Source organism: [Clostridium] symbiosum ATCC 14940 (assembly GCF_000466485.1).
GTDB lineage: Bacteria > Bacillota > Clostridia > Lachnospirales > Lachnospiraceae > Otoolea > Otoolea symbiosa.
This window is the reverse complement of sequence record NZ_KE992859.1, coordinates 21,477-46,943: the sequence shown is the minus strand read 5'-3', so window position 1 is coordinate 46,943 and position 25,467 is coordinate 21,477. Positions and strand designations below refer to the sequence as shown.

The following is a 25,467-nucleotide window of genomic DNA, read 5'->3' as shown; positions in this document are numbered from 1 at the left end:
GGGGGGGGGGGGGGGGCAATGAGTGACCTAAATCCACTATCACAGAACTTCACAATAAAATCATTGCTGAAATTTGCATTTCCGACAATTTTAATGATGATATTCATGGGGCTGTATACAGTCGTTGACACAATTTTTGTGGCACGATTTGTAGATACAAATGCGCTTTCGGCATTGAATATTGTCTGCCCTGTTATCAATCTGATTGTCGGTCTTGGAACTATGCTTGCAACAGGAGGAAGCGCGATTGTAGCCCGCAAAATGGGAGCAGGAGAACAAAGAAGAGCGGCACAGTATTTTACGCTGATTATCTCGGCAGGCATTTTGTTAGGTGTACTGATTGCAGTCATGGGAACAGCTTTTATTGATAGGATTGTTTGGGGGCTTGGAGCGAGCAGTATTTTATTTTCCTATTGCAAAGAATACCTTTTCATTCTGCTGTTATTCACGCCTGCAAGTATCCTGCAAGTGCTTTTTCAAAATCTGATTGTAACAGCAGGACGCCCCGGAATTGGTATGTTGCTTGGTGTAAGCGCGGGAATCGCTAATATTTTACTGGACTATATTTTTATGGTGCCGCTTCACATGGGCATTAAGGGTGCTGCATTTGGTACGGGCATTGGCTATATGATACCGGCGGTGATTGGATTGTGGTTCTTTTCCACAAAGAAAAACAGCCTGCATTTTAGGAAGCCAGTCATAGATTTTTCCGTATTGGCTGAAAGCTGTACCAATGGTTTTTCCGAAATGGTAAGTCAGGCGGCAACAGCGGTTACAACATTCCTTTTTAACCGCATTATGATGAAACTGCTTGGAGAAAACGGAGTTGCGGCAATCACAATCATTATCTATACACAGTTTTTGTTGAGTGCCCTTTACATAGGCTTTTCTATGGGAGTAGCCCCTGTTATCAGTTATAACTATGGGAAGTAGGACGAAAAACAGTTAAAAAATGTATTTTGTATTTGTATGCGGTTCATTGTCTTTATTTCTATCTCTGTTTTTGCAATAGCTTTTATTTTTGGTTCGCCATTGGTTGGAATTTTTGCGGAAACGGGAACTCCTGTTTACGAAATCGCACGAAACGGATTTTTGATTTTTCCCTTTAGTTTTCTGTTTTGCGGGCTGAATATTTTTACCTCTGCCACATTTACAGCATTATCAAACGGGAAGCTGTCAGCAATTTTGTCGTTCCTGCGGACTTTCGGATTGATTACAGTGCTGTTGCTTACATTGCCTTATTTTTTGGGCGTAACGGGTGTATGGCTTGCAGTACCGATAGCAGAGTTAATCACTATGATTGTAGCACTGGTTTTTCTTCATCAGAACAGAGAAAAGTATCACTACGCATAAAAAGATTTTCATGCCGTCCGGCGGTTAATAAAAAACCGTTGTGTGGCGGCAAAATCATCATGCACCAAAACAGAATACAAGCGGCTAAACGGCGGTTTTGAAATAACAATCAAAGCCGCCGTTTTTATGTGGCAGGACAGCTTTCATGGATATGGCGGTGCGAGGTACTGCTATGTCTGTTTTTTATTTCATGGGTAGTTTTGGCTATGGTGAATTATCAAAAAAATCCTGTCTTGTGGAATGGGATTTTCTGCCTATGAGTATGAACACACATATCATTTAACATGTCTTAATAACTCGCATTACTCAAATACCCATGCGCTTTCTGCTGTATGGGTATTTGCTGTAATAACCCCCTACTGGGAAGAAAAGGGGTGAGAGAAAATGAGATATTCTGAACAGTTCATGGAGCATATCGAATATGCTTTCAATGCGTTCTGCAAGATTGTATTACGCCACGAAGCAATCAACGCATGGCGGGATTTGAAGCGGAAAGAAGCAAGGGAAATATCCCTTGATTTACATGGCTTTGCAAGCACAGAACAGGGGCAGGCAATAGATACTATCGTCCGCCCTCGGAAACGGGCTTCTAACCGTCCACAAAATACGATATGACAAACACCATTTATATCCATCAGCCGGAAAAGGCGTTCAGCTTTACCCGGCTCCCCAATTTTCTCTTTGAAGCCCCCTCATTCATGCCCTTGTCCAACGAAGCAAAGATACTGTACGCCTTTATCCTGCGGCGGGCGGAGTTATCCCGCAAGAACGGCTGGGCGGACGAATACGGGCGCATTTATCTGTATTATCCCATCTGCGAGGTGGTCGCTTTGCTCCACTGTGGGCGGCAGAAAGCGGTCAACACCCTGCAGGAATTGCAGTATGCGGAGTTGATTGACATTAAAAAGCAGGGCTGTGGAAAACCCAACCGCATTTACCCAAAATCCTATGAAGCGGTTTCAAACACCGTCTTCAAGAAATCCCGTTCCGGTACGCCGGAGGGCTGAAAACCGCACTCTAATGGAAGGTTTATGGACCACAGCAGTTTCCCACCAGAAGAATTACTCTTCAGCTGTTCCAATATAAAAGAAATAGGCCAATCATGATAACAGTTTTCTAAGTTGGCAGAATCGGCAATGCGGACCGTGTTTTCGTCTGCTCCTGGTTTAATCATTATGAGAAAATGGCCGTTATCAGAAAAGTATCCTTTTCCAACAAGAGCCACCAGGGAATTACCCGAATATAGTTCATCTAAAACATTCTGCACGGTAGGATCCGGGAGGGGACGGGGCTTCAGCCCAAAAGCGGAGCAGCCCGTTTCAACAATATCATGTGATGAGCCGTCTCCCGGAACGCAAAGCCCATTATCTGCCGCCCATGAAGCCGCTATGTCTGGTGTTAGGGTGAGACCTGTATAGCTGGATACCAGCATAGCCAGTACCGTAGGACCACAGCCGTGAGTTCGGATGGGATCTTTAGGGCCAAAGAGAGAATTGCCCCAACGGCTGTCTTCCTGATTATAGTAGGTAAAAAGCCCAGACACAGATTCCAGATAATCCGGATATCCTGGGTGTTTTATGGACTCTTCAGCAGGAGACGGGATATCTTGAACATCGCTCTGATTCGGGAGAACGGTTGAAATGGAGATTGGCATGTCATCTTCCATCCCGAAATTTGTATCAATCGGTTGTGCTTCGGAACGATGCGAACAACCGATTAGAAAACAGACTGAAATTAGAAATAATATTATTGTAAGACTTATGTGACATAATACATATTTGTTTGCCCTATAAAATTTCAAACTATGTTGCCTCCCATAGCAGATTCGGAAAACCAACGCTACCAAATGATGGAGACTGCCCGAGATTCGGCGTTCCTGCAAATACACTGTTAAGGGAAGAAGACATTGAAAGCCGCATCATCTCCAGCAGAAGGATATAATCATCTTCGGTAAAACCGTCGAATCCCAGAACCTGTGTCAATAACTGACTATAGCTGCCGCTAGATAGCGCATTCCGGACTGCCTGGTCAGAAGTCTGTCCGCACATGCCTGGAGAAAGCGAAGGATATTCCGTCACGCTGGACTCCCTTAACATCCCCATGATTTTTGCCACATAGTTCTGGGTCTCCTTGAAGGGAGGAATTCCACCGTATTTATCCACGTTGTTACTGCCGGCATTATAGGCGGCAAGGGCCAGCTTCAGGTTCCCGTCATACTTATCCAGCATGGAACGGAGATACCTGGTTCCGCCCATGATATTCTGCCGAAGGTCCCATGGGTCAGTCACTCCAAGTCCACGGGCCGTGGCGGGCATAAGCTGCATTACACCCTGGGCGCCACAGTGAGAGAGGGCCCTGGGATTAAAATCCGACTCGGCCTTGGCAACCGCCTTAATGACAATGGCTGGAATGCCATAGGCGGAAGAAGCCTCCTGAAATATTCTCTCCATCCCACTGGGGGCAGAAAGTCTGGATGAGATCGTCTGGGCAAATTCAGTTCCCTCTGGGGATATGGACTGCCTCTGCCGTATGTTCATTTCCTTGAGATTGGTGTTGCCTAAGCTGGTAATCTGCATGGAGCGCATATTTTCCTCCTCACTTTTCTGCATCCATATTATGTTGCATTAATACGAAGAAACAGCCCGAAAGCTGTTTCTTCTGAATTCCTATGAAACATTACTGTAATAACTGAAGAACTCCCTGCGGGATCTGATTGGCCTGTGCTAGCATGGCCTGGGAAGCCTGAACCAGAATATTGTTCTTGGTGTAGTCCATCATTTCGGATGCCATATCAACGTCACGGATACGGCTCTCAGCGGCTGTCATATTCTCAGCGCTTACACTCAGGCTGTTGATGGTATGCTCCAGACGGTTCTGGACAGCGCCCAAAGTACCGCGGGTAGAGGATACGGTATTGATAGCCGCCTTAATCTTATCTACAGCAGCATTGGCACCTGCCTGGGTTGCTACACTGATACTGTCAATGCCTAGAGATTTTGTGCTCATGTCGGAAACAGAGACATTCAACTGGTTGAAATCTTCTGCGGTATCACCAATTTGAAGGGTCAGACCACCGCCTGCAATCGCTTTGCCTTCTGCGGAGATGCCCAGAGTCTTGGCGACCTCACCACCTTCTTTGTCGGAGAAGCCGATTTTATTGCCACTGGTGTTTGTAAACTCCAATGCACCCTGATTATTAAAGGATACGGTTACCTTACCCTGCATGGCATCGGGAGTACTTGTTGTGCCTTTTGCAGTATCATAATTGGTGAGGGCAGTATCGATTGCGGTCTGAAGCTGGTTAACGATATCCGTTGCAGTGCTTGTGTTGGTTAAAGTAGAGGTGGTGATATTGAGCTCTTCTCCATTTATTAACATATTAAATGAACCATTAGCACTGGTGGGATCAATAATCAGGGTGGAAGTGGCTGCCGCAGTTGCTTGCGTATCCGTAACACCGGTTACAATACCCAATACAGTTTTGTTAGTTGTAGGTTTTGCAGACTGATCAAAGCCTATAGAAGAAGCACCAGTACCTTTCATACCACTGGTAATGGTAAATCCTTGATTATTAGCGGTGCTAGTTACGCTGACATAATCAATACTGGTCCCCCGATCCTTATTTGCCTTATCAATAGCTGCATTAATGGTCTTTTCCATCAGTGCGGCTGCATCCTTGGATACTGTAGCATTGTTATTGGTTGTCCAATTCTTAGTGAGGAGAGTCTGCTCATCTGCACTCAAGGTGCTCCAGTCTACCTCTACGCGGGAACCATCAACTAAAATAACATCTTTTTTAGTAAAATCAATAGCTGAAGCGGCACTGGCATCCTTACCTGTACCCGTAAAGACAGCTGCCTTCCAGTTGGCAATTTTTCCACCAACCAGTCCATTTGCACCAGCGCTTCCTGCACCGTCAAGGGACCCATCCAACAGCTTGATGCCGTTGAAATTGGTACCTTCTGCGATACGATCAATCTCATCCTTTAAGGAAGTGATTTCCTTCTGCATGTTGGTACGGTCTACTGCGTTGTCATAAATGCCGTTGGAAGATTGGTTCGCTAACTCGACCATACGGTTCAACATAGAGTGAACTTCAGTTAACGCGCCCTCAGCAGTCTGTACCAGGGAGATACCGTCCTGAGCGTTCTTCTGCGCGGTGTTCAGACCGGTAATCTGAGCCCTCATCTTCTCAGAAATAGCCAGACCTGCGGCATCATCACCGGCCCTGTTGATGCGGAAACCGCTGGAAAGCTTCTCTAAGTTCTTGGATACAGAATTGTTGTTGTTTCCTAACTGTCTGTAGGAATTCAGTGCTGCAATGTTGTGTTGGATTCTCATATTTTTCCTCCTTGAGTGTATACAGAAGAATCCTTTCTTCTGCATGTTTAATCCGTTACGCGTCACGGATTAATTTTATCTTACATATATTATATCGGTTTCGGCTAAGATGGAATTAAGGAAGAGAGAGGGATATTTTTACACAAAAATACTATATTTTTTTTGTTGAAAGTAATACTTAATTTTTATCAGGATTTGCCGAAGTTAAATATAAAAAGGAGTATGTCATGGTCTACAATTCGATGGAAATGGATTATCTGCTTTCTCTTCTGAAAGCAGTTTTGAATAACGAGGCAGCAGGGGATACGGGCAACAGGCATGACTGGGGGCTTATCTTCAATATGTCTGCATATCATAGGGTACAGACAATGGTCTGCTATGCCCTTCTGTTTAATGAATCCATGCCTCCGGAATGGAGGGAACGGTACGGTGCCAGGTTCCGTGAACTGGTGACAAAGGATGCTGCCTACAGGAAGATGGTTCATGGAATCCTTGGGATGCTTGAAAAGGATGATATCCCAAGTGTTCTGTTGCCTCCGCAGGATGTTAAGGGGCTGTATCCCCAGTCAGATATGAGAGAGGTGGACGGGCTGTCCTTTCTGGTCCGGGAAGACAGGGAGGGGAGATTGTTTCAGACTATGTATGCAGGCGGCTTTCGCTATGAGGGGGAAAGCCTGCAGGGGGGACACCGGTTCGTTGCATCTGATGGCTGGCATATTACCGCGTATGTCCACCTGTTCCGGTGCGACCGAAAGATGGAGCGACTGTTTGCCAATCTATGGGAACGAATCCATAAGGCTGGGGGAGAGAATGAACTATATTGTATGGATCCGGAGGACCGGTATCTGCTGATGGTTTGTTGGAGTGCCGTCAGGTTTTCCTTTTCACAGGTAGATATCCGTGATGCCGTAGACATCTATCTCTACCTGCAGTCGTATGGGCAAGGTCTTAACTGGGCCTATATTGATCAACGGCTAGCCGAATGTGATGTCCTTGATTTTTCCAGGGGCTTAAGGGCTTTGGCGTGGCTGTGGTTCGCGAAATTTCCCAGAGAGATGAAGAACAATGGCTATCTTGATATGGAGGAATATATTCTGTCCAAGGGAATGTATGCGAAGGAGGCCTGTATGAAATTGCTTCCCCTGATGGCCAGGTTGGAAATCTGGAAGATTAAGGAGGAGAGGAAGGTCAGAGTCTTGGCCGTTCTGCATTGGTTGTTTCCCCAGAGGAAGTATATGATTGGGCTTTATCCCGTATTGGAACACCATCCATGGCTCTTATGGTTTTGTTGGATTCGCCGCCTCATTCATATACCCTTCAGGAGATTACGCCAAAGAGTGGAGAGGGCTGTACAAAGTTTCTTTTTCCTAATTTTCCCCTATTTGGAAAGAATCTTGTCTCGTTGGGAAAGACGTGGACGGGCGGCAAAGGAGGAAAAGCGCGGGCGGGCGGGAGAAGATGGAAAAGGGAGTAATGAGAGCAGATCAGGAGGTTGGATATGAACTATTTGAACATAAAGTATCTGAATTGCCTTTGTGAGGTCAGAAACAAGGAGAACAAGTTAGTCGCGGCAGGCTCCATACAGGAGATAAGTGAGCAAGAATTTGTCATTTTCAGAAGAAATGGAAACATTCCGGGATTGAAAGAGGATATGGAGGTAAAGGGCAATATCTTCAATTTTTCCGAAGGTTTCTGCATGGTGACAGGTACTGTAAAAAGGATTTTAGTGGACATGATTACAGTTAATGACATAGAAAATATATTAAATGGTGAACGCAGACAAGCGTTCCGCGTGGAAATATCGGAAAGGGCTGAAATACTAAAAAGAAAGGGAAAACGTAGTGTATTGATGGAGGTGGTTTTGCGGGATCTGAGTCTGGGCGGTTGCCTTATCGAGACAAGGGAGGATTTGGGAGATATCGGGGAAAGCTTTGAACTGAGGTTTGATTTTTTGTCAAAAATGAAGGTCAGGATGGACTGTAGGATATGCAGACGGGAGAAGGTAGGGGATGTTTGGAGGGTGGGCTGTTCATTTACAGCTTACCCTCCAGGAATTGAGGATAAGCTGTGTGCATATATCTTTGAACAGCAGCGGCGGCAACTCTGCAGCAAAGAAGGGAGGCCTGTTGCCCGCGAATAAAATTATTCAATATTAACCGTTTTTAAAACACGTGTGAGATTGGTGAGGGCGTCGGCAGAAAATGCGGCGGCCTCCTTGTTATTTTTTGCGGCTTCCACTAGCTCCTCCCTTGCAATGGGAATGCATTTAGGTGCCTCTATAGCCAGCTTGACCTTATCACCGGAGGTATCTGTCACCGTAATTCGTATATCATCTCCAATACATATGGATTCCCCGGTTTTTCGCTGCAGTATCAGCATCGCAGTTCCCCCCTTTCATCTAAGGATAAGTCTGGAAAAGGGTGGTGAAAACCATACTGCGGGTCCTGAAGTACCACCTGGAAGCCTTTCCTGGTATCTGTACGTATTACCAGGGGAGCCTTCAGGTTACAGGTACTATGAGCAATGTTTTTGTTCAGGACACAGATGGAGTAGAAGATAACGGGGGTGTCGTCCTGCAGATCCAATTGTATTAAATCCTCCTTGCTCAGAGAGGGAGAGTAGCCTGGATAAAGAGTGAAGGGGTTGGCTAGGATAAAGGACAGATTTTCATCCTGAAGGCTCTGAAGATACATAAACGAATCTTCAATGGGTGAGATGTGAATTAACAGGTAGTCAATCATATTTTCAAAGCCGAACAGACCATCCTGGAAGTGGATGATGTCCTTTTGTTCGTATTCGACAGTTCCAAAGCAGGGTGTGTTAAAATGCATAAAATTACCTCCTCCTATAATAGATTTTGTGGTGGTTAGATACCTGACAGCTAGTTAGGACTAACCGTTGCGTTGTTTAAGTTATAGAATGCAATGGCGTTGGTGTGACGATGTCTCCTTGAACCTCAGTGTCCGTTTGGTCAGCTGGCCACTCTATTTGCAACTGTTTGTTTCATGCAGGCCGGACTGTCATTGTACATGTCCGTATGATGCCTAGGAGATTGAATCAGCAATGGATAACCGCTGGCACCATGCAAATCTATCTGATTGGAGATCACTTACTATGTTAAATGCAGTCGGCATTGACGTATTGAAAGGCAAAAGCACCGTTACTGTCCTGCAGCCAAGCGGCACTGTACGCAAAAAGCTCTTTGAAGTTATGTAAACTTGCTGTTCACCAGTCCGGCACGCGATGACGGCAGCTAGCAATGGATTGATTATGTGGAGTCCTTCTGGCATGTGGACTGGGTCCATAATATCGGTCTTAAAGCATTTACGGGGCGTTATCAGGCGTTTTCAAAAGGCATGGATATAATTTTCAGCCAAGCGAACCACAGGAGTTATTTGAGGCTTCTAAAGAACTTGTCGCTGTGAAGCTCTTACCGCTTTTGATGGTGTAGATCTTGGAGTAGATGCATCTGGTTCCCACAGGTCTAAAAGCAAACCTGCGTCAAATTGCGGACCATCAAGGCTGCGAAAAACGTTGTGCGCCGATGACCGAGTTTATCAGTTTCTTGACAAAAAGTGTTCTGGTGGCGAGCCCTATATCTTGTATAGATGACTGCCGGCACCAATGGCGGTCTTATTGTAGGACAATAACCTACCTCCATGAATTTCTTTAAAGAATCTTCAATTGAGACTTGACTTATTAGCAGGCTTTTAAAAAGCAAGAGCGGGTCACGCTCTTGCTGAAAACTGATCATCCCTGGGGGGAACATACATGGGCTGGCCAATATATTCAATTAATACATTAGGCCATTGGGTGATGGTGAAATCCACGGAACCGGGAATATATTCTATATCACCGCCAGACACGCGGACATCGAAATTCATCCGATCCATCTGATACTGGATATCCAGACTGGGTTCCTGATATTGGATGTCTGGTCCGGTTTTAGGAATAAAATCCAGATTAAAGTCTCCTACAGGAAAGGAAACACAACTGTCAATGATGGTTTTTAAGATGTTCTGAGACGGCGTTGCGTTTGCCATCATGGTTCCCTCCTTTGCGCTCTTTTGTACACTTTGACCAACACATTCCGCTCCTTTAGCCGCGTTCTGGCGTATTGACAGGCTGAGGGAAGGACACACGGAATTCCTGGCCTCCTGACTATTGATCTGAAGCCTGGCGGGTCTTGCCTGTATGGTTAGGCTGCCGGGCGTATGCTCTATCTGAAGCTGAGAAACCTTGGAATTCCTCTGGATACGGGAGGGGGTAATGGACAGTTCATATTTTAGTGGAATCATTTGGATGTTAATCAACTGCTGCATATTAAATCTCCTTTCCTTCCATGTATCATTCAATCAGGCCGCTATTTCAGGAAATCCAGCAGGGAGGGACCAAGAATGGAGCTTCCTACCCTCAGGGCTGCATTATAAGTATACTGCGCGTAGTAATATTCAGAGATTGCCTCGGCATCATTGACATACTCCACGTCTACGATCTGGGTGTTGTAAGTGAGGTCTAAATCGTTTAGCCGGCTGGCTGTGATCTCTAATGACTGGCTCTGAACACCAATTGCGGATTGTGTGTCAATCACCTGATTGAGACTGTCCTCATACTGGGACATCATGTCCTTGAAGCGCTGGGCCCCTCCGTTAACCCAGTCTCCCTCGCTGCTTTTAAGAAGCTCAGACATCTGGCCGGTGAGGGCAATCAGATTCTTGCTGATTCCATCAGGGGTGACTCCATAACCCAGGACAGCAATACCGGGAATGGAGGTATTTAAGGTATTGCTGTCCGATACGGGACCATTATTTAATCCCAGGCCGATGTCTACGTAGGCTTTTTCCTGGCTCAGGGTATCCAAGGCAGCAATCTGGCCACTGGTGACATCCGTTCCTACATAGGTGATGCGGCTGCCGCTCCCGGAAAAGGGAGCGCTGTCATTGTGGCATCCGCCGAATATGTATTTTCCCTGATAGGTTGTATTGGCATATTGAAGCATGGATTCCTGAATCTGTCTGAAGGTTTCAGCAAAAGCGCTTCTCTCGCTGGCAGAAGTGGTACCGTTAATAGCCTTGAGAGCGGAATCTTTCAGGACCTTTGAGCCTTGGCCCTGGATATCCTCCAGGGCAGAACTGACCATGTCCAGCCGTTCTTGATGGGCCTTGACCGTAGAAATATAGTCTTTATTCTGCAGATATCTGCGGTGGAGCAGAGATGCAGTCTGGGCAGAGCGGGGGTCCTGGGAGGCTTTGGTGAATTTGCGATGGGTCATGGTTTGATTCCCCGCGCTATCCCTGTTGCCCATAATTGTATTCAGATTATATATATAGTTGTTCATGACGGAATTAGTGGTAATCCTCATTCAAATCCCTCCTTATTTTGTAATACCCATACCCATTACTGAGTTTAACATGTCATCCAGAGTAGTCATCAACCGGGCAGCAGCAGTAAATGCTTTATTGAGCTGCATCATATTGGCCGTCTCTTCGTCCAAATTCACACCGGATACACCCTCCCTGACGGAAGCAATGTCCTGGACGATGCTCAGGTAATTTTTCATCGTGGATTCTGTGGTCTTGGTATCTGTTGCAAGAATATTCCGGAAATCTTCCAGGCATTCCTGAAAGCTGCCCTTGAATACTGTACCGCCTTTTCCATCGGTAAATGTCTGACTGCCGGTGAGGGCAGATATCATGTTCAGGATGTTGCTGTTGTCTCCGGCAGGGGAATCGGCAGCCGCACCGCCGGTGATACGGATGGTCCCTTTCATCCACTCCTCAGTAATCCGGATGTTGCCTGCATTGATGGCTTGGCCATCGGAGGAGGTGAACAAATCCTTTCCAGCAAGCTTCCCGTTTAGATTGTTCAACGTGTTGAAGGTTTTAGCAAATACTCTGGCAAATTCATCGAGGCTCTTCTGATAATAACCTATCCCGTGAGTGGCAGTGCCATCAAAACTACCATCATCATTCAGCATGGACAGGGTACTTTTGAAGGAACCCGCGGAAAAAGCTGCGCCCTCTATCTTGGCGGAACCATCGCCGGGAGTTATATCCACGCGGAGTGAGCCGTCTGCACTGGTTTGGAGCTGGAATACGGCCGGGGTGCCGGTTCCCTTCAGCAGATTCACAGAAGAGCCATCCGACATGGTCATATTCAGCGTCATGGTATCAATGGAAGCACCGGAAGGGGCTATGGTACTGGTATAGTTTACGCTGATTTTGCCATAGGTTGACAGGGAATCCAGCAGCAGGTTCCTCTGATCCTGGAGTTCCAAGGCGGGGAGTCCATTGGCCTGGCTGTTCATTATGGAGATGTTCAGTTCCTGAATCTGGGACAGCAGTTTATTGATATCATCCGTATCTCTTGATAGCCCTCCTTCCATCTGGGACCTCAGTTCCTTCAGTTGATTGCTGTAAAGATTTAAGTATTCGGTAATGGATTTGGCTGCACCTCTGACAGCATTGTCCATCGTCACATCACCGGGGGAATTCTGCAGCGCCTGGAGACTGCTGTGGAAATCGGACAGCTGAGCAGCCAGTGCATCCTTGCCTCCTCCAATTTCATCCAGGTGGCTTTCCAAATCATTTAAGATGGACAGCTTCTTATCAAATTCTCCCAGATTAGCCATTTGGAGACGGTACCGGGTATCGACAAAGGGATCGCGGATTTGAGAAACTGTGTTAACAATCACGCCATAGCCTATATGGGCATCAGAAACTTTATTGTAAATATTGGTGGACCCGAATAAGCTGCTTTGCTCGAGACGCTGGCGGCTATATCCAGTGGTCTTTACATTGGTGATGTTCTGTCCCGTCACCTCCATGGCGTTCTGGCTGGCCATGAGGCCAAGCCGTGCCGTATTAAATCCTGTAAAGGATGAGCGTATCATGGAACGGTACCTCCTATATCTGTATATTTTTCATGCGATGAAAGGATTGAATCTCAGAGGAACCGTCCTGCTTGTAGGGCCTGCCCAAGGTAGTCCTCTTATCTAAATCCTGGATATGCCTGTCTAGAAGACGGGCATTCATTTCCAGTATATTGTGGGTTTTTTCATAAATGGAAAGAAAAAAACAATAGGAACTTAAAAGCTGTTTTGTGTAATCGCTAAACTCTCTCCTTACGGCAGGGGAAAGAATCTGCTCTAATTGGCTCAAGGGTGTTCTTTCAGGAAGATTTAAGGCTTTAAACAGCAAAATGCGTTTCTGCTCATATCCCCTCAGCGTCATGATGAGTACCTGTTCTTCTTTCATGGCAGTATTTAAAGCATGAAGGTCAAATGCTTTTGCCCCCTGGTACTTTAGCTGCTCCACTGCTCCAAGTTCCTTAAAAAGGTCCGAATACTTGATGAGCAGATCCTTGAGCTGTGTATGAAATTCTGAAACATTATCATTCATGGTTATTCTCCATTTACTCGTTTGAAATGATTTCTGACATCATGATTTTATCGGCGATGGCATCTACATCAGGATGGTAGTTTCCGTTGCGGATTCTGTCAGCTAAGTCCGCCAGCTTATCGGCGGAGGCTCCCCGGCGGACATCGGTCCATATATGGGAAACCAAGGATTTTCGGAAACATACATCCTCTCCCTCCTTCTGTATTGTTATCGTGTCATAGTTTGTCGTGGTGCCTCTGCTGTTCCCCTGCGAATGGGGAGGCATTTCATTTTTTGCCGGATGAAGGCAATATGAACCGATGGGATTAATTTTCATGGGAGCCCTCCTTCCTTTTAAGTATACACATCCGATTCCCTACCTCCTATCGTATATATCGGCCAGAATGGCAGTTAAATTAAGATGAACGGGTCAGATAATTCATCAATATGGCGGGAATTCCGGAAAGCGGAGCCTGGATACACACAGCTCCCATTTCATAAGCAGCCATAGGCATGCCATATACGATGCAGGAGGCTTTATCCTGACCAATGGTGTAAGCGCCCCGGCGGCGCATTTCCAGAAGGCCTGACGCACCGTCCTGGCCCATTCCTGTCAGTATGATTCCCACAGCGCTTGAACCGGCAAGCTTTGCAGCGGAATGGAAAAGCTTATCCACTGCCGGGGCCACACCATGGAGCCGTTTGCCGGGCCAGACACGGACGGACAGTCCGGAAGAATTACCGGTCAATTTTAGTTGCATCCCTCCTGGAGCGACCAGAGCCAAACCGCGTTCCAGATGGTCTCCATCTTTGGCCTCTTTCACCTTCATGGCACAGGCTCTGTCCAGACGTTGAGCATACATGGCGGTAAAACCGGCTGGCATATGCTGGGTAATCACTATGGGGGGGAGCCCATCCGGCAGTTTCTTTAAGATATCCAAAATAGCCTCTGTCCCTCCGGTAGAGGCGCCAATGGCGATGACTTTAATATTCATGTGCTCCTCCTTACAGCTTCCGATAGGTTGCGGGTTTAATATAGTGATAGGAGGAGGCGGATTTGTTGACTGATTCCGAATGACCTATCAGCAGGTATCCTCCCGGATTAGTGGCATTATAAAAACGGTTGACCAGAGAATCTCTGGTTGAGCCGTCAAAGTATATCATTACATTCCTGCAGAATATAACATCAAAGTTACTGCGGAAACGGATGGGTGACATTAAGTTAAATGTACGGAATATTACATCGGAACGGACCCGAGGGGCTACGGTATAACTGTCGTGTCCGGACTGCTTTACAAAGTATTTTTTTTTCCAATCTTCGCTGACCCCCTTTAACGCTTCTGACGGGTATTGGGCCGTCTTTGCCTTTGAAAGAACCTCCTGGGAGATATCGGTAGCCAGAAGCCGGGTGTCCCAAAGGGATGCCTGATTACCCAGAAAATCCTGGATAATCATAGAGAGTGTATAGGGCTCTTCCCCACTGGAGCATCCAGCGCTCCAGATACACATGATTTTATCCCTCCTTGTTTCGACAATCCAAGGAAGGATGGTGGATTTGAAAAATTCAAAATGTTCTGATTCCCGCATAAAATAGGTATAATTTGTAGTCAGTTTGTTTAGCATGATATCAATATCCTGGGATGGACGTTCTTCGGTTATATGACGGACATAATCGGAGAAATTTTGGTAGCCATCATGGACCAATGTAGAGGTTAAGCGGTTTTCAATCAGGCCCTTTTTATGGGATAGATTGATACCATAATTCTTCTGTACGAATTGGGACAGGATGGCAAAGTCCTTTTGTGAAATTTCAAACATATACGCACCGACTTCCTATAAGGTATTGACCAGCATCTCATGGTCAAAGAAGAGGACAGTCTCTCCATCAGGTGTTGTCTGGATACCGTTTACTAATTCCTGCCTGTTATTGGCCGGCATGGGGGCAATTGCAGCTTCAGAGATATCCAGAGTCTTAGTGACTGTATCCACGATGATCCCAATTTCCATCGCATGTATACTGATGACGATAATACAGTTCTGTTTTTTTGAACTTTCATCCGAAGGATAATAATTTCCCATTCTTCGGCGGACATCTACGATGGGAATGATTTGCCCCCGCAGATTAATGATACCAGGTATATAGCTAGGTACCATAGGAAGTTTTCTGATTGAATGGTTGGTTATAATCTCTGTCACACAGGAAGCATTTATGACATAAGTCAGGCCATTGGAAATGAATGCCACATAGCGGCTTAGGCTTTCTGCGTTTTCTGTTTCCGAGGATTCCTCAAAATAGGATTCCCCATCATAATTTGTGTTATCTGACCAGGTGGTTGACATGGTATTCCTCCTTAATATTGTCTGAGGGCTACATCAAACAGGGAGGATATATCCAGTATAAGACTGATATTTCCATCCCCCATGATGGTGCAGCCGGTGATGCCGGAGTGCTTGATATCGAAATTATCCAGATAGGCAGGGAGGGGTTTTACCACAACCTGCTGTTCGCCTAGAAGTTCGTCTAGAAAGAGGCAATAGGACTTATCGCTGGATTCCACCCAAATAAGGATTCCACTCTCAATATCATCACTTTTTGTTTCTATATTATAAAGTTGGTGGAGACGCACTATTGGGTAATAGCTACCCATACATTCAATCATTTCCTTACCATCTGCATCATGGATTATTTTTTCACGGGTGACTTTAAAAGCCTGGTGGATATTGGAGGTGGGGATGGTGAAAATAGAATCCCCTACTGAAACCTCCATGCCGTCCATGATGGCTAAGGTCAAAGGAATCTTTAATGTCACGCAGGAACCCTCTCCTTCTTCGCTGGATAGCAGGACGGTTCCGCCTACGGCCTTTACATTTTTTTTGACCACATCCATACCAACTCCCCTACCGGAATACTCCGTTACGGTTTCATTGGTGGAAAAGCCGGGAAGCATTAGAAGATTTAAGATCTCCTGCCGGCTGTAATCACCTTCCGCTTTCGTGAGAAGCCCATTTTTCGCAGCTTTATCCAGTATGGCTTTCGAACTCATCCCCCTACCGTCATCTCTGATTGAGATAAGCACTTCGCTGCCCGTATGTTCTGCGGAAAGGGTTATGGTGCCCTGGGCAGGCTTCCCCGCTGCCAGACGGGTCTCCTGGTCGGTCTCAATCCCATGGTCCATGGCATTGCGGACAATATGCATAATTGGATCGCTGATTGAATCTACGATGGTTTTATCTACCTCCGTATTTTCTCCGACCATGATTAATGCCACATCTTTGTTTAATTCTCTATTCATGTCCCTCACGATACGGTTCATCTTTTGGAAGATACCGGATATGGAGACCATCCGCAGGGACATGGCAATATCCTGAAGTTCATCCGTAAGCTTCCGCAACTGACGGCTGGATTTTAAGAAGGAATCCAACTTAAGCCCTTTCAAATCAGGAGAAGAGGTAACCATGGACTCTGTGATGACGATTTCTCCAACCACAGCCATAAGGCTGTCCAGTTTCGATAAGTTGACGCTGATTAAACTCTGTTTGGAAGCACTGTGGGTTGATTTGGCCCCAGAGTCATTAATATTTGGGGCGGCAGCGGGCAAGGAGAATGTCTTTTCCGGTACGGTGCTGATGGCGTCTAGTTCAGGTGCCTTTTCATCCGCTGTTTCAGGGAGATTTACTAGTGTTTCGTAAGATGATATGTTCGGCAAATTGACCAGGATGTGTACAGCGGCATCCTGCTCTTCCTGGGAGCGAAAACCCAGATAAAACCCCTGTTCTATGATGAATTCACTTGTATCGGAATTTGTCTCTACGTCCGGAGGATAGCAGGAGAAGGAAAACGGTCCACCCTTTAAGCTATCCATGAGCATGTATGCCCTTAAGCTTTCCATGCCGATTCCTTCTTCAAAAAATACTCTTATTATGTACGGCTCTACCAGATTGTGAAAATCCATTGATTCTGCCAGCTGTTTCGAGGGCGACTGCTGAAGGTGCAGGGTATCCCTATCCGTATCAGTAAAGTTTTTACTTATTTTGTCGAGAAATGCCTTAATTTGGCATGTGAAATTGCCGATATTAGCAGTAAGGGGTTGATTGTTTTCAACCTTTTCGACTTCCGCCCTTAACCAGTCCGTGGAACTGAACATAAGGTCAAACAAATCCTGTTTAAAGACTGGGGCCAGTTGTTCGATTCCATTTTCGCGGATAAAGTAGAATAAGTCCTCAATATTATGGGCAATTGTCATAAGGGAAGTGAATTCCATCATGGCGGAGGAACCTTTGATTGTATGCATAATTCTGAAAATTTCATTTACATTATCCGCTGTAAAATCTTTTGATTTCTCAGCGTTGATTAAAAGTTCATCTAATTGCGCCAGAAGAGAGTTTGTTTCAAAAAGATATGTGTCCAGCATATTTTCCATGCCATTATCCATAATAATGCACCGCCTTCTCTTATTAGTGTATATTAGTTTAATCGGTAAATTGGGAAAAAAAATAAGGTCAACGGGTACAAAAACATTTAGAAAGACTGGTGAAATATGGCAGATATATTAAGAGCAACGCAGCCGGTGAATCCCGGCTTTGAAAGTAATACATTGCGGGATAATCCAATCAGGCCTGGTGACAGAGGGGTTGAGAATGTGGTAGACCCGTCTAAAATTATCAGGCCGGATAATCGCAGCGAGAGGGAGGATAAAGCTTCCAATTTATTATCACAGTCTAATTATGATAGCTTTATTCGCCAGATGAAGGAATCTTCTAGTTTTGTGGAGGAGTTTTCCGGCCTCTTCTTTGACAAGGCACAGGCATATGCGGCCTTTGGAGGGAATCCTGCACTGATGGAACTGTATACTGAACTGACAGGCATCGCGGACTTGGATGAGAATGGAATATTGGAATTTATGAAGGCCCAAGCCAGGGGAGGCTCTGAATATTCGGAGGATTTCTTCCGGTTTTTGAAGAATGCTTTCGATTCTACATCCCAGATGACGTTTAAAAGTCAGATACTGCAGGCAGCGGGAAGATATGGTGATATGGTTGCTGGCGGCCATAAGCTTCAGATGATTATTGGGGAAGGAAATGCCATGTCTGAGCATCTGTTCCCGGCGGACGCGCAGATTTTGCAGGGGATATTATCCAGACTGATTCTGCCGCAGACAGACCAGCTGATGGGTCAGGATCCCCTTGCTTATATGAAGGAGAATTATCAGAATAACAGGAAGGTGCTTTTGCGGGAATTGATTCCATTTTTTTCAAACTATATCCACCGAACCCATGACATGGGGCTGGTTCGCAGTCTGATGTCTCTGGTTACCCATCAGACTGCTGCCTATATCAACGGCAATCCGGATAAGGTCCTGGAGGCTTTTACTGGTCTGGCCTTCTCTTTGGGAATGGCAGACATACCAGTGGGGGAACAGGGGGCAGCTATGCTGGTCTCGGGACTTCTGAAAAAAAGGATGGACAGACCAGAAGAAAAATTCAATGATAAACTTTGCGCCATGTTAAAGGCTGGTCTAGAATCTGCCGCCTCTAAGGATGTCTTTTCACAGATGTTAAAGACTATATTGGGGAATGAGAGTGTATATATGCCCCTATTGCATTTTATGATTCCGGTAAACATGGGGAGTCAGTCCTTGTTTTCGGAAATCTGGGTGGAGCAAAATGATGGCAGGAAAGAGAAGGATAGAGAGGACGAAAAGACAATCCGAATGCTGATTAAAATGGAAGTGAAGAGGCTAGGGATGTTTGATATAATTCTGGATTACAAGGAGAGTGGTGAAGTGGGAATCCAGCTTTACTATCCTGGAAAATTGTCGGGCGAGGAGCGGGAGATGGAAAACGCTTTGAATGCAATGATAGCAAAGAACAGCATGTCTCCGCATGCAGTTACACTTAAGGCAATGAAGGAACCGCTGAGACCGATTGATGTTTTTGGCAGACTTACAAGGGAAAAGGAGATTGTCGATGTCAGAATTTAGCAGGATTTTTAATCAGAAAGCAGTGGCACTTAGTTATGACGAAGAACGTGGACTGGCGCCAGCTGTTGTGGCCTCGGGTTCTGGTTTCCTGGCGGAAAGGATTGTGGAATTGGCGGTTGAGAATGGAGTACCCGTCTATGAGGATAATTCATTAGCTAATGTGTTGAGCCAGATGGAGGTTGGCAGTGAGATCCCTCCTGGATTATATCAACTGGTAGTTGATATTTATGTGTATTTCCTGAATTATACATTTAGATGATTATCGATAGAAGATAAAGAGGTGGATATATGTTTAAAAACAAAAGATGGATGGTCTTTATGGCAGGGGTGCTGGTATTTACCACCTGTTTTCCTATGACTGCCGAAGCAGCAGCCCGAAAACAGGAGACCAGGGTTCCTGTTGAAACAGTAACCATCAACGTGGAGTCTGCGGTTAGGGAAGGGGATATGTCGGGATATATTATGATTACTAAGGACAGCGATTCCTACTCTGTAGGAAATTATGAGTGGAGCGGCATGAAGAATGAGGAGGGGTGGCAGATTGGGGACAAGCCGAAGGTGAAAATTTCCCTGCATGCCAGGGCTGGCTATTATTTTAATAAAACCAATGGCAAGGGAAAGGTGACGGTTTATGGGGCTGATTATAATTCCGCCAGGATTGCAGATAATAAGGAGACACTGATTATCACGGTTACCTTACCCACTGTGGCAGGCAAATATGATAAACCTGATGATGCATGGTGGGATGATGATTATTCTAATGGCAATGCTAGATGGGAGGCTATAAAGGGAATCAGTGCTTATGAGCTTGTACTGTACCGGGATGGAAATAAGATTTGTGAGTTGGAGAAGGTGATAGGGACTTCTTATGATTTCTATCCTTACATGGTACAGGAGGGTACATATGTGTTCCATGTTAGAGGTATACCTAAGGATTCGGAGGAGGCGTCTTATATTTGGCCTACAGCCTGGACCAAATCCGATGGTCTGCGTCTTAAATCAAGGGAAACTCCAGACAGAAGGTATGGATGGTATGCAGCTTCAAATGGAGGAAAACGGCCAGTTCATGGCTGGCAGAAGAGTGATGGTGGCTGGTGGTTCCAGGAGGAGGATGGCACATATCCAAGCAACACATGGAAGGAGATTGATGGCAAATGGTATCTGTTTGATCCGGCGGGATATATGCTTACTGGATGGCAAAAATGGCAAGGCCATCAGTATGTCCTGAGCGAGGATGGAGCCATGAGGACAGGATGGGTTTGGGATAACCGTAACTGGTATTATTTTGGCAATGATGGGGCAGCGGTAACAGGCTGGAACAACATTGATGGGAAAATTTACTATATGAATGACCGGTATGCTGCACTTTCTGGGTGGTGGTTGTTAGATGGGAAATGGCATTACTTTGATACCTCTACAAGACAAATGTTACATGATGCATGGATAGATGGTTACTATGTGGATTCTTCAGGGGTATGGAAACCTTGATTGTAATTCCGTTTTGACACGAGGTGGTAGGTCCAGAATGATGATGAAAGAGGATAAAAAATGAATAGTATTAAAAATAAAATGATAGCAATATTTGGGGGTTTGAATCTGCTTTTTGGGATATTAACTGGGATTGTGCCGGTACTAACACATGGAGGTGTGACAAGTTTATTTCAAATATTGATTAGTGTCTCTTTTCTGGCCTTGACGTTGTATGCGGCTGCAAATATATCGAATTGGATTTGCAGGCCGTTGGATTACTATACGCAACGATTGGAGGATTTGGCTCAGGGGGACCTGCATACCGCGGTTGACGATAAATCGGATTTGATGGAACTTAAGAGCTTGTATGTAGCCCTGAATGATACATCGCGGGTATTGAACACCTATATAACAGATATAAAATGTGGCATGAAAGCACTTGGAGAAGGGGATTTGACGGTAAAACCAAATGTAGAATTTGTTGGTGATTTTACGGAACTTAGAGACAGTATTATGGCCATAGTTGCCTCGTTCCAGTCTATACTTTCCCAAATTAAGGTGGCCTCTAGCCGGGTTTCAATGGGCGCAGAGCAGTTATCGGCCAGTTCCCAGGATTTGTCTCGGGGAGCAGTATCCCAGGCTAGTTCCATTGAAGAATTGGCAACTACTATCGGAAGTATTTCGGGCCGGATTAAAGAGAATGCTGATAATTCTTCTCAGGCGAGTGAACGGGTGAAGTTTGTAGGAGGACAAATACGGGAAAGCAATAAGAAGATGCAGGATATGCTGAATGCTATGCTGGATATTAACGAAAGCTCAAAGAGAATCAGTAAAATTATGAAGGATATCGAAGATATTGCTTTCCAGACGAATATACTGGCATTAAATGCCGCTATAGAGGCGGCCAGAGCCGGAGCGGCGGGAAAAGGATTTGCCGTTGTGGCTGATGAGGTACGCAATCTGGCAGCAAAAAGCAAGGAGGCTTCCCAGAATACGGCGGCGCTGATTGATAATTCAGTGCGGGCTGTTGAATATGGAAAACAACTTGCCAGTGAAACGGCAGAAAGGATGCAGGAAGTGACAAAAGGTGCAGACGATGTGGTGGAGACTATTGACTGCATCTCTAAGGCTACGGAAGAGCAATCTAAATCGGCTGCTCAGATTACTACAGGTATTGATTTGATATCTAACGTGGTACATACGACTTCTGCAGCTTCGCAGGAAAGTGCTGCAGCTAGCCAGGAATTATTTGATCAGGCTCAGGTCTTAAAGAACGTAGTTGATAGATTTAAACTAACAGATAATCCAGTCACTTCCAAGGAATATCGTCAGGAATTGGAAAGCAGTGGAAGGGTATCAAAGCAGATAGCAAAGAGTGGAAGTACTTATAAGACGGACTTATCTGGCAGGGAAATTGCGCCTTCAGTAGTTTCTGATGGAAGAGATAAATACTAATTCGGTGGTTTGTCAGAGGAGAGTGAAGGCGCTAGCATGATAGGACTGGAAAACGAAAACAATTGTGTTATAAATTCTAAATGGATAAAAAAGGCCATAACGAAGGGCAATATTGGCCTCTGGAAAATGGTATTGGAGAAAAGAAGTGGGAAAAGGTATGCGTGGATTGATGAAAGACTCTGTGGATTACTAGAGATTAGTGCCTTATCTGCAGAAGCGCTTTATGATTTTTTGTATAAAAGAATTCATAAAGGTTATTATGGATATGTGGATTCCGCCATTGACAACGCTATTAGAAGTAAAAATAGGATAGAAATTCAGTTTACTTGGAATTTTCCTAAGGAAGGCTATGTACCTGTACTCTGTGAAGGAGAGTTTGACTATGAAGATTCGGAAGTTGCTGTGCTATACGGCAGTTACCGAAGAGTGAAGGGACTTCAGGAATTCCCCTATGAAGTTCTGGGGTTGGAACATGATATTTTTGAATATAGTTATATTACGGGTACGGCGGTATTAGTATCTGGGTTTTCCTGGCTTCCAGGGAAGGAACGGATTGTGACAAATTTTGTCGAGAAGTGTATTGACTCTGGATGTATCATTCCGGACAGTCAGGATGTTTTTAAGGACACTTTTAAAGTAGCTGAGGTGGGGAACACCAACAGAAATTCAGACATCAAGCTTAGGAAAGAAAATGGCAAGGAGCAATGGTACCGTCTAACACTTTCGTCCCCTGCTGGCAGTGGTAGGGAGAAAAGAAGTAAGGGTGTCCTAAAGAATATTGACAATATGAAATTGTTAGAGACATCCTATGTTAAGGATATGCTGTTGTTCACTGTTTTTCTTAAGGAATATGCTGCATATGGAGAGGTGGATTTGACTGATAACAAGGTTCTCTGGATAGGGGGGTTGTGGTCTGTCTATTTTAGTCAGAAGGAAACCATGACCTTTTCTGATATTGCGGAGCAGGGAATTAAAAATGTGACTTACCCGGAGGATATTCCTAAATATCTGAGAGCGATGAACAGAGATTACTTAATGAGAGCCTTTGAACAGGGAGAGAAAGAAGTTGGCATTGAATTTAGACGCACGGTGGAGCGGAATGACGTATCTTGGATGGCACTTAGAGGGCGGTTATATGTAAATATTTATAATGGACACGTATGTGCATTCCTTTATCTTCAGGACATTAGCGGAATAAAGAATGCATGGTCTCGGCCCTGGAAGGTGGACAATGGGTTGACGGCAGTGCTGCAGGAGTTCTGTTTTGATAGGAGTGAGATGGCTTATATTGTGGATCCCCGAAATTACATAGTGATGGCTGTCAACGGAGCCGTCACCAGGAGGCTGGGAATCCTGGGCGATGACTGTGTAGGGAGGAAATGTTATGAGCTGTTGCACCATAGGAGTTTACCGTGTACCAGTTGTACAGTACTAAAATGGAGTAGGGATGAATTCTTTCAATGGAGGCAATACAATGAATGGCTTAAGCAAGAGTTTCTGATTAAAAACATACTTATATGTCATGGTGGGAAGGAATATATGGTGGCATTTGCCAGAAATCTACAGAATAATATAGATGAGTCCATGAAAGAGGCGGACGATGGAAAAAATGTAATCGAGAGTGTCTATGAAATGGTCCAGCAGCCGAACCTGTCTTCATTCATAAATACGGCACTTCAGGGAGCAGTCTCATTTTATCAGTCTGATGCCGCAGCTGTTTTTTCGATAGATATTAATAACTGGGAAATGGAGCACTTCTATATTTGGCGGAGAAATAACAGTCTGGTGACCGATGAGACCGATTTTTCACTTGCTGTGTTACAGTACTCAAAAAATAGAGGCTGGGAAGAAATGTTGAGTATTTTTTCTCTGGAAGAAGCAGCCTCTGGTTCAGTTGCACTTTATCGTATTATGATGGAGGAAGGTATGAAAGTCCTCGATGTGCTTACGGTTTTGGTAAACGGGAATAAAGCGGAATTTTTAGTCATAATCAACAGGAAGAAGTCAGATAATGATAAAAAAATTATTAGAAAGTTATTTTTTGTTATCCAGGAGGAGAAGAAGAAACGAGAACTGGCTGACCGCTTTCACTATTTAAGTGGGCATGATGAAAAAACTGGCGTGAAAAATTATGATAGTTATTTTGACTTCCGTACCAAGTTCGATGGTGATTTTGTAAAAAGTATCGGGGTAGTGGTTGTCAGTATGAATGAGATGAGGCGTATCAACGAGCTTTTGGGATTGAAGTACGGAGACAAACTTCTCAGGGAAATGGCGCTTGTGCTGAAGGAATGTTTCCCTGAAGAGTCCATTTATAGAGTTAGTGGAGATGTGTTTTATGTTATCCTTTTGAATCAGAATGAGGAAGAATTTATGTCTGGGGTGTCGCTCCTGCATGAAAGGCTGAATCAGCACTTAGAACTCTCTGCATCCATTGGTCAGGTATTTGATGATAAAAGCAAGAGCATAAAAAAATGTGTTGTTGATGCGGAATATTTGGTGGAAAACCAAAAAAAGTCTTATTACCAGAAAATAGCTGCGGAGAGGTCAGGGGGAGTATCAAGGATGGGGGTTCTGGGGAAAATGTTGAATAACATTGAAAAGAATGCCTATGAAATTTTTTTTCAGGCCAAAGTATCGCTACGGACTCATGAACTTATTGGGGCAGAGGCACTGGTGAGGTACAACGATGACCTGGAAGGAATGCTCACCCCTGATAAGTTTATACCTGCATTGGAAGATAACAATTTGATTGCCAGCCTGGATCTTTACGTATTTGAAAAGGTATGTCAGTTTATAAAGTTATGGCCGGAGAAGGTTACGATTGCTGTCAATTTTTCCAGGCAGACCCTGCAGGAGTTATATTTAGAGGATGATTTAAAGAATATATTAGAGCGCTATGGGGTACAGCCGGACCGTATTGAGGTAGAGATTACTGAAAGTAGCGGGTGTTTGGAGAATGGGACTGTTCAGTATATGGTAAGACAGTTAAAAGCGTTGGGATTACGTATCTCATTAGACGATTTTGGGGCATCTTATAATAATTTATCTATGTTGGTGGATATTCCCTTTGATCAGGTGAAAATAGATAAAGGGTTGGTGGCAAAGCTGGAAGAGAATGAAAATAACCGCATCTTAGTGCAGTCACTTCTTGACATGTGCCATAAAATGGGCTTTGAGATAGTCGCTGAGGGCGTGGAAACGATCGGGCAGGAACGGATTCTGGCAGAGTATGGTTGTGACATTGGACAAGGGTATTACTATTCAAAACCTATCCCTTTGGATATGTTCATAAAAAAATATTTGGGCTAATGGATGAATTAAGGACTAATCATTAGCGAATGCCTATTTAAAATAATGAAAAAGAATGGAGGGTGAATCCAATGCATTGTTAATAGTTGATAGGCAAGGAAATTTTCGCTTATTAATTAATTTTTGTGATAATTGCACGTAGAAAAACTAAGAATGTAAAAAATGAAAGAGGGGAA

Annotated in this window: 22 protein-coding genes and 2 pseudogenes; 10 read left to right on the top strand and 14 right to left on the bottom strand. The window is 44.8% G+C overall.

The features are described from left to right. Positions 1-18 precede the first annotated feature (18 nt). From CLOSYM_RS06825 to CLOSYM_RS06815, 3 genes and pseudogenes are all read left to right on the top strand, one after another. Positions 19-1,353 (top strand): annotated as a pseudogene (locus CLOSYM_RS06825) (MATE family efflux transporter). A gap of 384 nt (positions 1,354-1,737) precedes the next feature. Beyond that, positions 1,738-1,872: pseudogene (locus tag CLOSYM_RS24005) on the top strand (RNA polymerase sigma factor); the annotation flags it as partial. A gap of 92 nt (positions 1,873-1,964) precedes the next feature. Next, positions 1,965-2,360 (top strand): replication initiator protein A, encoded by a 396-nt coding sequence (locus CLOSYM_RS06815; RefSeq protein ID WP_021641527.1) that lies wholly within the window; start codon positions 1,965-1,967, stop codon positions 2,358-2,360. On the opposite strand, the gene CLOSYM_RS06810 is transcribed toward CLOSYM_RS06815, so the two are convergent. The 3 genes from CLOSYM_RS06810 to CLOSYM_RS06800 form a co-directional block, all read right to left on the bottom strand. Next, positions 2,300-3,154: a C39 family peptidase gene (locus CLOSYM_RS06810; RefSeq protein WP_021641526.1), complete on the bottom strand. Its 855-nt coding sequence runs from the start codon at positions 3,152-3,154 to the stop codon at positions 2,300-2,302. The two genes, CLOSYM_RS06815 and CLOSYM_RS06810, sit on opposite strands and share 61 nt — an antisense overlap. A 1-nt stretch (position 3,155) precedes the next feature. Continuing rightward, positions 3,156-3,929, bottom strand: coding sequence for a lytic transglycosylase domain-containing protein (locus tag CLOSYM_RS23620; protein WP_081697053.1), 774 nt, complete (start codon positions 3,927-3,929; stop codon positions 3,156-3,158). A 100-nt stretch (positions 3,930-4,029) separates the two neighbouring features. Beyond that, on the bottom strand, positions 4,030-5,694 hold the full coding sequence (locus CLOSYM_RS06800) for a flagellin N-terminal helical domain-containing protein (protein ID WP_044902216.1): 1,665 nt from the start codon (positions 5,692-5,694) through the stop codon (positions 4,030-4,032). Between the two features lie 227 nt (positions 5,695-5,921). On the opposite strand from CLOSYM_RS06800, the gene CLOSYM_RS06795 reads away from it, so the two are divergent. Together CLOSYM_RS06795 and CLOSYM_RS06790 are read left to right on the top strand one after the other, a co-directional pair. Next, positions 5,922-7,196 (top strand): nucleotidyltransferase family protein, encoded by a 1,275-nt coding sequence (locus CLOSYM_RS06795; protein ID WP_021641523.1) that lies wholly within the window; start codon positions 5,922-5,924, stop codon positions 7,194-7,196. Between the two features lie 137 nt (positions 7,197-7,333). Next, positions 7,334-7,834 carry a flagellar brake protein gene (locus CLOSYM_RS06790; RefSeq protein WP_169728238.1) on the top strand — a complete coding sequence of 167 codons (501 nt, stop codon included), beginning with the start codon at positions 7,334-7,336 and terminating at the stop codon, positions 7,832-7,834. A gap of 2 nt (positions 7,835-7,836) precedes the next feature. Here the strand turns inward: CLOSYM_RS06790 and csrA are convergent, their stop codons facing one another. The 11 genes from csrA to CLOSYM_RS06730 form a co-directional block, all read right to left on the bottom strand. Next, a complete protein-coding gene (gene csrA, locus CLOSYM_RS06785) occupies positions 7,837-8,073 on the bottom strand; it encodes a carbon storage regulator CsrA (RefSeq protein ID WP_021641521.1) in 237 nt (78 codons plus the stop codon). Beyond that, the gene (fliW, locus tag CLOSYM_RS06780; RefSeq protein ID WP_021641520.1) at positions 8,067-8,525 is read right to left on the bottom strand and encodes a flagellar assembly protein FliW; all 459 of its coding nucleotides are present in this window, start codon (positions 8,523-8,525) and stop codon (positions 8,067-8,069) included. The genes csrA and fliW overlap by 7 nt, the downstream gene beginning before the upstream one ends. A gap of 897 nt (positions 8,526-9,422) precedes the next feature. Further along, positions 9,423-10,016, bottom strand: coding sequence for a DUF6470 family protein (locus CLOSYM_RS06770; RefSeq protein WP_021641519.1), 594 nt, complete (start codon positions 10,014-10,016; stop codon positions 9,423-9,425). A gap of 41 nt (positions 10,017-10,057) precedes the next feature. Beyond that, entirely contained in the window at positions 10,058-11,056 is a 999-nt protein-coding gene (locus CLOSYM_RS06765; protein ID WP_021641518.1) for a flagellar hook-associated protein 3, read from the bottom strand. A gap of 12 nt (positions 11,057-11,068) precedes the next feature. After that, a complete protein-coding gene (gene flgK, locus CLOSYM_RS06760) occupies positions 11,069-12,586 on the bottom strand; it encodes a flagellar hook-associated protein FlgK (RefSeq protein ID WP_044902215.1) in 1,518 nt (505 codons plus the stop codon). A 13-nt stretch (positions 12,587-12,599) separates the two neighbouring features. After that, positions 12,600-13,094: a flagellar protein FlgN gene (locus tag CLOSYM_RS06755; RefSeq protein WP_021641516.1), complete on the bottom strand. Its 495-nt coding sequence runs from the start codon at positions 13,092-13,094 to the stop codon at positions 12,600-12,602. 13 nt (positions 13,095-13,107) lie between these two features. Continuing rightward, on the bottom strand, positions 13,108-13,410 hold the full coding sequence (locus tag CLOSYM_RS06750; protein WP_021641515.1) for a flagellar biosynthesis anti-sigma factor FlgM: 303 nt from the start codon (positions 13,408-13,410) through the stop codon (positions 13,108-13,110). A 79-nt stretch (positions 13,411-13,489) separates the two neighbouring features. After that, the gene (locus CLOSYM_RS06745; RefSeq protein WP_021641514.1) at positions 13,490-14,068 is read right to left on the bottom strand and encodes a CheB methylesterase domain-containing protein; all 579 of its coding nucleotides are present in this window, start codon (positions 14,066-14,068) and stop codon (positions 13,490-13,492) included. Between the two features lie 10 nt (positions 14,069-14,078). Next, positions 14,079-14,891 carry a CheR family methyltransferase gene (locus CLOSYM_RS06740; protein WP_021641513.1) on the bottom strand — a complete coding sequence of 271 codons (813 nt, stop codon included), beginning with the start codon at positions 14,889-14,891 and terminating at the stop codon, positions 14,079-14,081. A gap of 15 nt (positions 14,892-14,906) precedes the next feature. Further along, a complete protein-coding gene (locus CLOSYM_RS06735; RefSeq protein ID WP_021641512.1) occupies positions 14,907-15,413 on the bottom strand; it encodes a chemotaxis protein CheW in 507 nt (168 codons plus the stop codon). Positions 15,414-15,424: 11 nt separating this feature from the next. Next, positions 15,425-17,506, bottom strand: a complete 2,082-nt coding sequence (locus CLOSYM_RS06730; RefSeq protein WP_021641511.1) for a chemotaxis protein CheA — start codon at positions 17,504-17,506, stop codon at positions 15,425-15,427. 105 nt (positions 17,507-17,611) lie between these two features. On the opposite strand from CLOSYM_RS06730, the gene CLOSYM_RS06725 reads away from it, so the two are divergent. Genes CLOSYM_RS06725 through CLOSYM_RS06705 form a run of 5 tightly spaced genes read left to right on the top strand, consistent with a single transcriptional unit; the run spans position 17,612 to position 25,291 of the window. Beyond that, a complete protein-coding gene (locus CLOSYM_RS06725; protein ID WP_021641510.1) occupies positions 17,612-19,054 on the top strand; it encodes a hypothetical protein in 1,443 nt (480 codons plus the stop codon). Further along, positions 19,041-19,313, top strand: a complete 273-nt coding sequence (locus CLOSYM_RS06720; RefSeq protein ID WP_021641509.1) for an EscU/YscU/HrcU family type III secretion system export apparatus switch protein — start codon at positions 19,041-19,043, stop codon at positions 19,311-19,313. The genes CLOSYM_RS06725 and CLOSYM_RS06720 overlap by 14 nt, the downstream gene beginning before the upstream one ends. A 29-nt stretch (positions 19,314-19,342) precedes the next feature. Further along, positions 19,343-20,542 (top strand): N-acetylmuramoyl-L-alanine amidase family protein, encoded by a 1,200-nt coding sequence (locus tag CLOSYM_RS06715; protein ID WP_021641508.1) that lies wholly within the window; start codon positions 19,343-19,345, stop codon positions 20,540-20,542. A 60-nt stretch (positions 20,543-20,602) separates the two neighbouring features. Beyond that, entirely contained in the window at positions 20,603-21,979 is a 1,377-nt protein-coding gene (locus tag CLOSYM_RS06710; protein ID WP_021641507.1) for a methyl-accepting chemotaxis protein, read from the top strand. 36 nt (positions 21,980-22,015) lie between these two features. Further along, on the top strand, positions 22,016-25,291 hold the full coding sequence (locus CLOSYM_RS06705; RefSeq protein WP_021641506.1) for a GGDEF domain-containing phosphodiesterase: 3,276 nt from the start codon (positions 22,016-22,018) through the stop codon (positions 25,289-25,291). The last annotated feature ends 176 nt before the right edge of the window (positions 25,292-25,467 follow it).